The sequence below is a fragment of the Nocardioides sp. genome, assembly GCF_035703625.1.
GTDB lineage: Bacteria > Actinomycetota > Actinomycetes > Propionibacteriales > Nocardioidaceae > Nocardioides.
The window spans coordinates 1-12034 of sequence record NZ_DASSXS010000160.1 but is presented as its reverse complement, the minus strand read 5'-3'; the positions used below and the strand labels follow the sequence as shown (position 1 = coordinate 12034).

Sequence of the window (12034 nt, the reverse complement as noted above, 5' to 3'; positions counted from 1 at the left end):
CGACCGGCACTACCGGGTCCTCGACCTCGGCGCCAGACAGGTCGTGGCGGGACACGCGACACACCGAACGCTGCTGGACGGCTACGACTGCGAGTACCTCGGCGCCGACGTCGTGGCAGGTCCCAACGTCGACATCGTGATGTCGAAGCCGTACCGCATCCCGGTGAAGTCCAACAGCATGGACGTGGTGATGACCGCCCAGGCCTTCGAGCACATCCCCTTCCCCTGGGCCTCCTTCCTGGAGATCAGCCGGGTCGTCAAGCCGGGCGGGTTCGTCTTCCTGATCGCCCCGTCACGCGGCCACCGCCACGGCACCTACGACTGCTGGCGGTACTACCCCGACTCCCTGCGGGCGCTGGCCGCCTTCGCCCACATGGAGCTGCTGGAGATGTTCGTCGACCTGCCGCCGCGCAGGGAGGGCTCGAAAGCGCTGGACTATTCGGCCATCGACGGCCAGTGCTCGTACTGGGGCGATGCAGTCGGTGTCTTCCGCAAGCCGGTACGCCGCTCCCTCCGGGCGCGGGCGATGGGCGAGGCGCTGGTCCGCTATGCCAACCACGTAGGAGGGCTGGACTCCGTGCCCCGCCCGTCGATGAGTCGGCGGCAACGCAGACGCCGTCAGGAAGCCGCCCGTCCCACCAAGGTGTCCTGAGCGGACCCGAGCAGGCACCTCACGCCGGTGCTGGTGTGGCAGCGGTAGCCGTATGGGTTCTTCGCCAGGTACTGCTGGTACTTGCGTGCGTAGTGATCGGAGGTGCCGCCCGCTGGCCGAAGCGTGTGGATCTGCCGAGGTCGGGACCGACTGTTCGTCCCGGTCAGCGTCGAGCGTGACGTGGAGACTTGCTGGACTGGACCGAACCGGTGGCGGTCAGGAATCTCCTGCTGGGTCTGCAGGGGCTAAGTTGCCACGTGGTGATGTCCGACGCATTGCGGGGGGATGAGTCGGATGTCCATCCCGGCCCGAGCGGTTCGGGATGGGGCCGTCCCGCTGGCTCTGGGCCAGTTGGGCGGTTCGCTCCGGCGATAACCGCGCCGTTCGTCCCTCAGCTGGTCTCGGCAAACCTCACGCCACCAGACCGGCCGGACCCGGGGTGCACCCCGAATGGCTTGGCGCTCCGAGGCAACCTGATGGCGCCAACCCGTGCCCATCCTGACCGTTGCCGACCCGGTGCACGCCCCTGGCGTACAGTGAGAAGCGCCTCGGCATCGTCAAGACCCTGCCCTGTCCCGGCCCCCATCCAACCGCGACGAGTCAGGTGACGAGCATGGCAGTCAACGCGACCTACCTTTCGCATCGGTCCGGTCCCCAGCGCCCGATCGAAGGCCCTGACGCCATTCGGGTCGTGATCGTTGACGACAACGAGCTGTTCCTCGGTGGCCTGGGGATGCTGCTCGAGCTCGAGGACGACATCGCCGTCATCGGCACAGCCGGGAACGGCAGCGCCGCGGCCGGTCTGGTTGCAGCCACGGCGCCCGATGTGGTGCTGATGGACGTGCGGATGCCCAACCGGTCCGGCATCGAGACCTGCCAGACCATCAAGGACGCAGCCCCCAGCTCGCGCATCATCATGCTCACGGCCAGCGACGAGGAGGCCGACGTGCTCGAGGCAGTCAAGAGCGGCGCCTCCGGCTACCTGCTCAAGGACTCCTCCATCGATGAGGTGGCCAGCGCGGTCCGACTCGTCGCCGAAGGCCGCGAGCTGATCTCCCCGAGCATGGCGACCAAGCTGCTCAACGAGTTCAAGCAGGTCGCGCTCGCAGATCGACGGGCGGCGCCGATACCGGAGCTGAGCCCACGTGAGCTCGATGTGTTGCGCTTGGTGGCGCAGGGGCTGAACAGCCGTGAGATCGGCAAGCAGCTGTTCATCAGTGAGAACACGGTGAAGAACCATGTCCGCAACACGTTGGAGAAGTTGCGCCTTCACTCGCGGTTGGATGCCGTGATGTACGCGATCCGCGAGCGATGGCCCGGGTTCCCATCCGAAGGGTCCGCCTGACCGAAGTTGCGGGTGCCCGCACCGGGGCTTCCGACCCGGATTGATCGTCATCGCCCGAACGGCCGCGTCGTGGTCTGCGTGGAAGAGAAGGAGACGTCCGTGATGCGCCCGGTCATGCCGCCGCTGCGCGCGACGCGGCCCGACGCCCACGGAGCGGTGGCGCCTCAGCTGGTCTCGGGGAACCTCACGCCGGTGTTGGCGTGGCAGCGGTAGCCGTAGGGGTTCTTCGCCAGGTACTGCTGGTGCACGTCCTCGGCGTAGTAGTACGTCGGCGCCGGCTTGATCTCGGTGGTGATCTCGCCGAGCCGGCGCCGCTTCAGCTCCGCGCCGTAGATCTCGGTCAGCTCGCGCGCGGTCTCCTCCTGCTCGGGCGTCGTGAAGTAGATCGCCGAGCGGTACTGGGTGCCGACGTCGTTGCCCTGGCGCATGCCCTGGGTGGGGTCGTGGATCTCGAAGAACCGCTTCACCAGGTCGGCGTAGGAGACGACGGACGGGTCGAAGACGATCCGGGTCGCCTCGGTGTGCCCGGTGCGTCCCGAGCAGACCTCGTCGTACGACGGGTGGGGCGTCGCTCCGCCGGCGTACCCGACCGACGTGGACCACACGCCCGGCAGCTGCCAGTAGACCTCCTCGGCGCCCCAGAAGCAGCCCAGCCCGAAGATCGCCACCTCGAACCCCTCGGGCACCTCGTCGGTGCGCACCGGCGCGTCCAGCACGACGTGACGGTCGGCCAGGACGAAAGGTGACTCCGCACGGCCGGGCAGCGCCTCGTCGGCCGTCGGGAGGGTGGTCTTGTGACGTCCGAACATGGACCCATCGTCGCAAACCGTGCCAAGTAGGGTCGGAGCCGTGAGCCAGAAACACGCCAACAAGTCCGGCTTCGAGACGCGGGCCATCCACGCGGGCTACGAGCCCGACCCGATGACCGGTGCGGTCATCCCCCCGATCTACGCGACCTCGACCTACAAGCAGGACGGCGTCGGCGGACTGCGCGGAGGCTACGAGTACAGCCGCTCGGCCAACCCGACCCGCACCGCCCTCGAGGGCAACATCGCGGCGCTGGAGGAGGGCGAGCGTGGCTTCGCGTTCGCCTCCGGGCTGGCCGCCGAGGACACGCTCGTCCGGTCCACCTGCCGCCCGGGCGACCACGCGGTGATCCCCGACGACGCCTACGGCGGCACCTTCCGGCTCTTCGACAAGGTCGAGAAGGTCTGGGGTCTCGAGCACAGCCCGGCGCCGGTCTCCGACGTCGACGCCGTCCGCGCCGCGATCCGTCCCGGCACGACCCGGCTGGTCTGGATCGAGACGCCGACCAACCCGCTGCTGAACATCGGCGACATCGAGGCGCTGGCCGGGGTCGCCCACGACGCCGGGGCGCTGCTGGTGGTCGACAACACCTTCGCGTCGCCGTACCTGCAGCAGCCCCTGGCCCTGGGCGCCGACGTGGTCGTCCACTCGACGACGAAGTACTGCGGCGGCCACTCCGACGTCGTCGGCGGGGCACTGGTCGTCCGCGACCACGACCTGGCCGAACAGCTGACCTTCCACCAGAACGCCATGGGCGCGGTGGCCGGACCGTTCGACTCCTGGCTGGTGCTGCGCGGCCTGAAGACCCTCGGCGTCCGGATGGACCGGCACTGCGACAACGCCGAGCGGATCGTGGCCTTCCTCTCCGACCACCCGAAGGTCTCCGAGGTGATCTACCCCGGGCTCCCCGACCACCCCGGCCACGACGTGGCCGCCCGGCAGATGAAGCGCTTCGGCGGCATGGTGTCGTTCCGCTGCGCAGGCGGGGAGGAGCAGGCGCTGGCGGTGTGCGAGCGGTCCGAGGTGTTCACGCTGGGAGAGTCGCTCGGTGGCGTGGAGTCGCTGATCGAGCACCCGGGCCGGATGACCCACGCGAGTGTGGCCGGCACTGACCTGGAGGTCCCCGCCGACCTGGTCCGGCTCAGCGTCGGGATCGAGACCGCCGACGACCTGATCGCCGATCTCGACCGTGCCCTGGGCTGATGGGCGGCTCCGCCGCGAGGGCTGAGCCGGCCGCCGGCTGCACGATCTGCGTCGACTTCGGCTCCACCTTCACCAAGGCCGCGCTGGTCGACCTGGCCGAGGGCCGGATCGTGGCCGCGGCCTCCCACCCGACCACGATCCCGGTGCCTGACCAGGGGGGCGACGTCCTCGACGGGTACGACGCCTGCGTCGCCGCCCTCGTCGAGCAGGACCCCCGGGCGGCGGATGCCGAGGTGCTCGCCTGCTCCAGCGCCGGCGGGGGACTGCGGATAGCGGTGGTCGGCAACGAGGAGCTGGTGACCGCCGAGGCCGGGCGTCGGGTCGCCCTCTCCAGCGGCGGCAAGGTCGTCCAGGTGATCGCGGTGTCGGGTCGCGTGCCCGAGGACGACCCATGGGGCGTCCTCAACGACACGGCCCGTCCCGACGTGGTCCTGCTGACCGGCGGCACCGACGGCGGCAACGCCGAGCCGATCCGTCGGGCGGCCCGGGCACTGGTCGACAGCGGGTGGAGCGGCCCGGTCGTCGTGGCCGGCAACGCCGACGCCCGCGACGACGTGGCCGGGATCCTCGGCTCGATCCCGCACGTGCTGGCCGACAACGTGGTGCCCCGGATCGGGGTGCTCGCACCCGAGTCGGCGCGGGCTGCGATCCGGGAGATGTTCCTGGCCCACGTGATCGGCGGCAAGCACCTGAGCGCGCGGGCCGACTTCGCGCGGCTGGTGCGTGGGGCCACCCCCGACCTGGTCCTCACCGCCGTCGAGCTCCTCGCCCTCGGCCTCGACGCCGACCACCCCGGCGCCGGTGACGTCGTGGTCGTCGACGTGGGCGGCGCGACGACCGACGTCCACAGCGTCGTGGAGCTGGATCCCGAGACGGGGTCGCTCGGGGAGGGCGGGCTCGCCCGCGAGGTCGTCGCCACGACGCCGGTGACCCGGACCGTCGAGGGAGATCTCGGCATGCGCTGGTCGGCGACGTCCACGGTGGCGGAGGCGGGACGGGAAGACCTGGTCGAGGCCGCGGAGCACAGGCGCGCCGACCCCGACTACCTGCCCGACACCGACGGCGAGGCCGGGATCGACGAGGCCATCGCGTCGGCCGCCGCCGGGATCGCGCTGCGCCGGCACGCCGGCCGGTCCCGGGTCGTGGTCGGTCCCGAGGGCCGGGTGGTCGAGCGGTCGGGCAAGGACCTGCGCGAGGTGGACCTGCTGGTGGGCTCGGGCGGGGTCTTCCGCAACGGCAGGCCCGGGGCCGCCGCGCGGATCCTCGACGGCAGCACCGGTGCCGACGTCGACGGCGGCTGGCAGCTGCCCCGCGCCCCGCGGGTGGTGGTGGACCACGACTACGTCCTGGCCGCCGCCGGGCTGCTGGCCGACCGACACCCGCAGGCGGCGTACCGGCTGGTGACTCGTCTCACATAGCCTGTCGCCGTGAGCAACGAGGGGCGTCAGCGCCAGCGCCAGCGGCTGACCCGGCGGTTCGCCGAGCAGTGGGCAGCTGTGCGCGCGGAGCAGCGCCGCCCCGAGCCGGTGCCGGCCCCCATCCCGACCGGTCCGTCGAACCTCGCGCCCGCGCAGGTGCCGTGGGGGGTCGACCTGGCGGCGGCGTGGGCCTGGCGGTTCCTCGTCATCGCCGCGGCCGGGTATCTCATCGCGCGGGTGGTCGGCTTCTTCGCGGTGATCACGCTGCCGCTGATCGTGGCCCTGCTGATCGCTGCCCTGGTCACCCCGGTGGTGGTCGCCCTGCACTCGATCGGGGTGCCCCGCCGGCTGGCCGCGGCGTGCGTCGTCATCGGCGGCATCGCGTTCGTCGCCGCGCTGCTGACCTTCGTGGGGCAGCAGGTCGCCCAGGGCGCGGCCGACCTCGCCGACCAGGTGGTCCAGGGCCTCGACCAGATCCGCAACTGGCTCCAGACCGGTCCGCTCAAGGCCAGCGACTCGCAGATCAACGACGTCATCCAGAGCACCCAGCAGGCGATCACCGAACAGTCCCGCGAGGGTGGGGCGCTCAGCCGGGTCACCGAGTTCGGGACGGCGGTGGGGCACGTCGTCGCCGGGTTCTTCATCGTGCTGTTCTCCACGTTCTTCTTCCTCGCCGATGGCGAGCGCATCTGGGCCTGGACGGTGCGCCTCGCACCCCGGGCCGCCCGCGAGCACGTCGACGGTTCCGGCCGGGTGGCCTGGGTGTCGCTGACCCAGTTCGTCCGGGCCACCGTGCTGGTCGCCGCGGTCGACGCGATCGGCATCATGATCGTCGCCGCCGTCCTCGGCGTCCCCTTCGTGCTGGCGATCGGCGTCCTCGTCTTCCTCGGCGCCTTCGTGCCCATGATCGGTGCCACGATCGCCGGGACCGTCGCGGTCCTGGTGGCGCTCGTGGCCCAGGGACCGATCTCCGCGCTGCTGATGCTGGCCGGCGTGATCGGGGTCCAGCAGATCGAGGGTCACGTCCTGCAGCCGTTCCTGATGGGGCGCTTCGTCCGGGTCCATCCCCTGGGCGTGATCGTGGCCATCGGCTGCGGCGTGCTGGTCGCCGGGATCGCCGGCGCCCTGGTCGCCGTACCCCTGGCCGCGGCCGGCAACGCCGTCGTCCAGTACCTCGCCGAGGACACCGAGGTCGGGGAGGACGAGCCGGACGAGGCGCTCGCGGAGGACATCGAAGAAGCGGATGCCGACGCACCACCCATCCCGCCGGAAGGACGCTCCAGTGACTGAGGCGCCGCGCGTGACGCTGGCCGACATCGAGGCCGCGGCTCGGCTGCTCGAGGGGATCGCCATCCGGACGCCGATGGAGGACTCGCGGTGGTTGTCCTCCCTCGCCGGCGGCCCGGTCGCCCTCAAGTGCGAGAACCTCCAGCGGACCGGGTCGTTCAAGATCCGCGGCGCCTACGTGCGGATCTCCCAGCTCTCCGAGGCCGAACGGGCGAACGGGGTGGTGGCCGCGTCGGCGGGCAACCACGCCCAGGGCGTTGCCCTGGCGGCCCAGCTGCTCGGGATCAAGTCGACCGTGTTCATGCCCGAGGGGGCGCCGATCCCCAAGGAGAAGGCCACCCGCGCGTACGGCGCCGACGTGGTCTTCGAGGAGGGACACCTCGAGCACGCGCTGGCCGCTGCCGAGGCGTTCGCACGCGACACCGGCGCCGTGCTGATCCACCCCTTCGACCACGTCGACATCGTGGCCGGACAGGGGACCGCCGGCCTCGAGATCCTCCAGCAGGCGCCGCACGTCCAGACCCTGCTGGTGCCCACGGGCGGTGGCGGGCTGCTGGCCGGAATCGCGGTGGCGGTCAAGGCGACCCGGCCCGACGTGCGCGTCATCGGGGTGCAGGCCGAGGGTGCCGCGGCCTACCCCGCCTCGCTGGAGTCCGGTGCCCCGGTCCGGCTGGAGTCGATGAAGACGATGGCCGACGGCATCGCCGTGGGACTGCCGGGCGAGGTCACCTTCGCCGCCGTCCGGGAGTACGTCGACGACATCGTCACCGTCTCCGAGGAGTCCCTGTCACGAGCCCTGCTGGCGCTCGTCGAACGGGCGAAGATGATCGTCGAGCCGGCCGGCGCGGCCGCCGTCGCGGCACTGCTCGACGACCCCACGGCGTACTCCACCCCGTCGGTCGCGGTGCTGTCGGGCGGCAACATCGACCCGCTGCTCCTCGGCAAGGTGATCCGGCACGGCCTCGCCGCGGCGGGTCGGTACCTCTACCTGCGGGTGTGCATCCCCGACCTGCCCGGCGGTCTGGCCAGGCTGCTGTCCGAGGTCGGGGAGGCCGGCGCCAACGTCCTCGACGTGACCCACGAGCGGATCTCCCCGCTGCTGCACCTCGACGAGGTGGAGGTGCGGATCCAGATGGAGACACGCGGCGAGCAACACGCCGAGCAGGTCCTCACCCGGCTGCGGGAGCGCGGCTACCGCATCTTCGAGTGAGCCGCCCCCCGCGACCGGGGTCGTGGCTCAGGCCTTGTAGGGCACCGCGTCGAGGATCTCGACCTGCTGCTCGCTGCCGTTGGGCGCGGTGTAGCTGACCGTGTCGCCCTTGCGGGCACCGAGGATCGCCGAGCCCATGGCCGACTGCGGCGAGTAGACCGTCAGCCCCTCGGGCTCGATCTCGCGGGCACCGAGCAGGAACTTCTCGGCCTCGTCGTCGGTGTCGCCCGCGAACTTGTAGGTCACGACCATGCCGGGCTCGACGATGCCGTCGTCCGGAGGGGTCTCGCCGACCTCGGCGCTGCGCAGCATGCTCTCGAGCTGACGGATGCGGGCCTCGATCTTGCCCTGCTCGTCCTTGGCGGCGTGGTAGGCGCCGTTCTCCTTCAGGTCGCCCTCGTCGCGCGCGGAACTGATCCTGTCGATGATCTCCTGCCGGCGGGGACCCTTGAGGTCCTCGAGCTCGGCGTGGAGCTTGTCGTAGGCGTCCTGGGTCAGCCAGACCGTGCTCTGCTCGCTCGACTGCGTCATTGCTTCTCCTGCGGGTGAGGTGATGGGTACGACGTGTCGCACCCATGTACTCGTCGGGGTCGGTGGCTCGGTGCCGGCTCACGACCGGAGTGGCCGGTCGGCCTGGCGGGCCGGGTATCAGACCAGCCTAACAACTCGGGCCCGCCGATGCAGATCGACGAGGCTCAGCGAGGACGCTGCTGGCCGGAGGTCGTGCAGCCGACCGGATCGACGCTGGTCGCGCGGCGCTCGGTGCGGATCTCGCGCTCGAGCACGCTGTCGTCCGCCAGGTCGCTCGCGCGCACGTCGAAGTGGAGCTCGCCGACCACGGTGTGGTCCTCGGCGATGGCGCGCAGCAGGCAGGTGGCGACGACGTCGTCGTCGCCGAGCCGCACGTCGACGCGGGCGGTCACCTGGTGCTCGTCGTCGACGGTGAAGCTGACCAGCTCCGACGAGACCTCCGGGTTCCCGTGGAAGAGGGCCGTCCACGCCAGCCAGCCGAGGAACGCCGCCGCGACCACCACGACCACCGAGACGAGGGCGCGACGCGCGACCGGCGACGGGGCGCCGTACCTCTCGGTCAGTTCGTCCTGCTGGCTCACCACTCCATCTTTCCTCCTAGACTCGCGCCATGCCGCAGCACCCCCGCGCAAGCGCCGCCGATCGCCCGCGTGCTGGCTATCGCCTGATGCACGTCCACGCGCACCCCGACGACGAGTCCAGCAAGGGCGCTGCCTCCACGGCGATGTACGTCGCCGAGGGAGTCGACGTCCACGTCGTCACCTGCACCGGGGGCGAGCGTGGGTCGATCCTCAACCCGAAGATGGAACGTCCCGACATCCTGGCCAACATCACCGAGGTCCGGCGCCAGGAGATGGAGCGCGCGCGCGACATCCTCGGCGTCACCCAGGACTGGCTGGGCTTCGTCGACTCGGGGTGGCCGGAGGGCGACCCCAAGCCGCCGCTCCCGGAGGGGTGCTTCGCCACCGTGCCGGTGGAGGAGGCGGCTGCCCCGCTGGTGCGCCTGATGCGCAGCTTCCGGCCCCACGTCGTCACGACGTACGACGAGCGGGGTGGCTACCCCCACCCCGACCACGTCATGTGCCACCAGGTGTCGGTGGCGGCGTTCGAGGCGGCCGGGGACCCGGACCGCTACCCCGGGATGGGCGACCCGTGGCAGCCGCTGAAGCTGTACTACCACCACGGATTCAACCGTCCCCGCACCCAGGCGCTGCACGACGAGATGCTGCGCCACGGGCTCGAGTCCCCCTACGCCGAGCGGCTCGAGAAGTGGCAGCCCGAGCCGGAGTGGGACGCCAGGATCACCACGAAGGTGCCGTGCGCGGACTTCTTCGGCGTCCGCGACCAGGCGCTGATGGCGCACGCGACCCAGATCGACCCGGACGGGGCGTGGTTCGCCGTCCCGCACGAGATCCAGGCCGCGGTGTGGCCCACCGAGGACTTCGAGCTCGTGGTCAGCCACGTCGAGTCCCCGATCCCGGAGGACGACCTCTTCGCCGGCATCCCCCGTCCGGAGGGTCCCGGACCCTCCTGAGAAGATGGCGGCATGGCGTTCCCCGACCTCATCGTGCCGCTGACGCTCCTCGCCGACCAGCCGCCCGAGCCCGAGGACGTCACCGCGGGCTGGACGGCTCTGGTCGTGTTCCTGCTGCTCGCCGCGGCCGTCGCCCTCCTCGGGTTCAGCCTGGTCAAGCAGCTGCGCAAGGCGCAGGCGGCCAAGGACGCCGGGGTCTTCGACGAGCCCGACGAACCGTCCGACGACCGCTGAGCGCGCGCGGGCGGGGCGCGTCGGTTTCCCCGGCCCACCGGGGAATCCGACACTTCTCAGCCGTTGCAATGCCTTGGAAGTGCATGGATCGGCTGAGCGGTGTGACTGGTGCGACGCGTGGGGTCACCTCAGGGGCGTCGTAGCCGCACCAGGCAGTCGTACGCCGTCCGCTCCGCCTCGGCCCCGTGCTCGTCGGCGACGGTGACGAACCGCGCCACCCGCTCGGCGCGGACGACCTCCACCTCCTCGCCCGCCAGGTCGGCGAGCACGTCCTCGGCGGTCATCAGGACTCGTGGGTCCTGGGGCCCGCCGGTGCCCTCGGCGAGGTTGCTGGTGTCGTGACCCACCAGCAGGAACGTCCCGCCGGGCCGCAGGGCCGCGAACCCGCGGCGCACCGCCTCGCGCCGCTCCGCCGCCGGCAGCTGGAGATAGGCGATCACCACCAGGTCGTAGGCGCCGGTCTCGGACCAGGCCGTGGCGTCGGCGCAGACCCATGCGACGTCGACGTCGCCGGCCAGGGTGCGGCCCTTGTCGAGCGCCACCTGCGAGAAGTCCGCGGCCGTGACCTCCCACCCGCGCCTCGCCAGCCAGATCGCGTTGCGCCCCTCGCCGGCGGCGAGGTCCAGCGCACGACCGGGTGGCAGGTCGGCGCACTCGGCCTCGACGAACTGGTTCGGCCCGACCGACCAGACCAGCTCGCTCGCGGCGTACCGCTCGTCCCACGCATTGGCGTCCACACCGAGATTCAAGCAAACCGACCGAGCCCGTGGGCAGGGTCGGCGCTAGCGTTCGCCGTGTGGACGTCACAGAGCACGGCCGGCTGCCGGACGGGCGGCCGGTGCACCGAGTCGTCCTGGGGTCGGAGCCCGGTGTCGTCGTCCACCTGCTCACCCTCGGCGCCACGCTCGATCGGCTCGAGGTCACCGGTGGCGACGGTCGTCGACGCAACGTGGTGCTGGGCCACCGGACGGTCGCCGAGCGCCTCGCGTCCAGCCACTACCTGGGCGGGACCATCGGTCGCTACGCCAACCGCATCGCCGGTGGCCGGTTTCGTCTCGGTGACCGCGACGTCCAGGTGCGGACGCACGACCGGGGCAACTCGCTGCACGGTGGACCCGACGGGTTCGACCGCCGCTTGTGGGACCTCCTCGACGTCGGCCCCGATCAGGCGCGCCTGCGTCTGGTCAGCCCGGACGGGGACATGGGGTTCCCCGGCACCGTGACGGCGGACGTGCAGTTCCGCGTCGAGGGCGCGTCGATCGCGGTGGACCTGGCGGCGACGACCGACCTGCCGACCCTGGTCAACCTCACGAACCACGCCTACTTCAACCTCGACGGCGAGGACGCCGGATCGGTCGACCACCACACGCTCACGGTCCACGCCGACGACTACACCCCGGTCGACGAGACCGGCATCCCCAGCGGCGGTCACGCACCCGTCGACGGGACCCCCTTCGACTTCCGGTCGCCGACCGTGATCGGTTCCGCCGTACGCCGGAGCCACCCGCAGGTCGAGGCGGCCCGGGGCGTCGACCACAACTTCGTGATCCGCGGTCGCGGGCTGAGGACCGCGGCGGTCCTCGAGTCGCCGAGGACCGCGACCCGGATCGAGGTGCGCACCGACCAGCCCGGGCTGCAGGTCTACACGGGCAACTTCCTCGACGGCGGCGCGCCCTCGACCAGCGGGGGGCTCTACCGGCAGGGCGACGGCATCGCCCTGGAGCCCCAGCTCTTCCCCGACTCGCCCCACCATCCGGAGTGGCCCTCGGCCGTGCTCGAGCCCGGCGATCGCTACCGCGCCACGATCGAGTAC

Annotated in this window: 13 protein-coding genes; 9 read left to right on the top strand and 4 right to left on the bottom strand. The window is 71.5% G+C overall.

Annotation, left to right across the window (positions count from 1 at the left end; genetic code table 11):
* Both VFN12_RS08000 and VFN12_RS07995 read left to right on the top strand, forming a co-directional pair.
* A partial coding sequence (locus VFN12_RS08000; RefSeq protein WP_325118113.1) for a methyltransferase domain-containing protein occupies window positions 1–652 on the top strand: 652 nt, incomplete at its 5' end.
* A 613-nt stretch (window positions 653–1265) separates the two neighbouring features.
* Window positions 1266–1997: a response regulator transcription factor gene (locus VFN12_RS07995; RefSeq protein ID WP_325118112.1), complete on the top strand. Its 732-nt coding sequence runs from the start codon at window positions 1266–1268 to the stop codon at window positions 1995–1997.
* Window positions 1998–2161: 164 nt separating this feature from the next.
* Here VFN12_RS07995 and msrA read toward each other — a convergent pair whose 3' ends face one another.
* On the bottom strand, window positions 2162–2806 hold the full coding sequence (msrA, locus tag VFN12_RS07990) for a peptide-methionine (S)-S-oxide reductase MsrA (RefSeq protein ID WP_325118111.1): 645 nt from the start codon (window positions 2804–2806) through the stop codon (window positions 2162–2164).
* 40 nt (window positions 2807–2846) lie between these two features.
* Here msrA and VFN12_RS07985 point away from each other — a divergent pair, with 40 nt between their 5' ends.
* The 4 genes from VFN12_RS07985 to ilvA are packed head-to-tail and all read left to right on the top strand — an operon-like array spanning window position 2847 to window position 7922.
* The gene (locus tag VFN12_RS07985) at window positions 2847–4007 is read left to right on the top strand and encodes a cystathionine gamma-synthase (RefSeq protein WP_325118110.1); all 1161 of its coding nucleotides are present in this window, start codon (window positions 2847–2849) and stop codon (window positions 4005–4007) included.
* The gene (locus VFN12_RS07980) at window positions 4007–5425 is read left to right on the top strand and encodes a glutamate mutase L (protein WP_325118109.1); all 1419 of its coding nucleotides are present in this window, start codon (window positions 4007–4009) and stop codon (window positions 5423–5425) included. The genes VFN12_RS07985 and VFN12_RS07980 overlap by 1 nt, the downstream gene beginning before the upstream one ends.
* Window positions 5426–5434: 9 nt before the next feature.
* Window positions 5435–6715 carry an AI-2E family transporter gene (locus tag VFN12_RS07975; protein WP_325118108.1) on the top strand — a complete coding sequence of 427 codons (1281 nt, stop codon included), beginning with the start codon at window positions 5435–5437 and terminating at the stop codon, window positions 6713–6715.
* Complete coding sequence (gene ilvA, locus VFN12_RS07970) at window positions 6708–7922, top strand: threonine ammonia-lyase (RefSeq protein ID WP_325118107.1); 1215 nt, start codon at window positions 6708–6710, stop codon at window positions 7920–7922. Before VFN12_RS07975 ends, ilvA begins: the two co-directional genes overlap by 8 nt.
* A 27-nt stretch (window positions 7923–7949) precedes the next feature.
* On the opposite strand, the gene greA is transcribed toward ilvA, so the two are convergent.
* Together greA and VFN12_RS07960 are read right to left on the bottom strand one after the other, a co-directional pair.
* On the bottom strand, window positions 7950–8453 hold the full coding sequence (gene greA / locus VFN12_RS07965; protein ID WP_325118105.1) for a transcription elongation factor GreA: 504 nt from the start codon (window positions 8451–8453) through the stop codon (window positions 7950–7952).
* Between the two features lie 164 nt (window positions 8454–8617).
* Window positions 8618–9034 (bottom strand): DUF4307 domain-containing protein, encoded by a 417-nt coding sequence (locus VFN12_RS07960; RefSeq protein ID WP_325118104.1) that lies wholly within the window; start codon window positions 9032–9034, stop codon window positions 8618–8620.
* A gap of 29 nt (window positions 9035–9063) precedes the next feature.
* Here VFN12_RS07960 and mca point away from each other — a divergent pair, with 29 nt between their 5' ends.
* Together mca and VFN12_RS07950 are read left to right on the top strand one after the other, a co-directional pair.
* The gene (gene mca / locus VFN12_RS07955) at window positions 9064–9987 is read left to right on the top strand and encodes a mycothiol conjugate amidase Mca (protein ID WP_325118103.1); all 924 of its coding nucleotides are present in this window, start codon (window positions 9064–9066) and stop codon (window positions 9985–9987) included.
* Between the two features lie 12 nt (window positions 9988–9999).
* A complete protein-coding gene (locus VFN12_RS07950) occupies window positions 10000–10221 on the top strand; it encodes a hypothetical protein (RefSeq protein ID WP_325118102.1) in 222 nt (73 codons plus the stop codon).
* A 128-nt stretch (window positions 10222–10349) separates the two neighbouring features.
* On the opposite strand, the gene VFN12_RS07945 is transcribed toward VFN12_RS07950, so the two are convergent.
* Window positions 10350–10958, bottom strand: coding sequence for a class I SAM-dependent methyltransferase (locus tag VFN12_RS07945; protein ID WP_325118101.1), 609 nt, complete (start codon window positions 10956–10958; stop codon window positions 10350–10352).
* A 59-nt stretch (window positions 10959–11017) separates the two neighbouring features.
* Here VFN12_RS07945 and VFN12_RS07940 point away from each other — a divergent pair.
* Window positions 11018–12034 (top strand): aldose epimerase family protein (locus VFN12_RS07940; RefSeq protein WP_325118100.1); only part of this gene is annotated, 1017 nt, incomplete at its 3' end.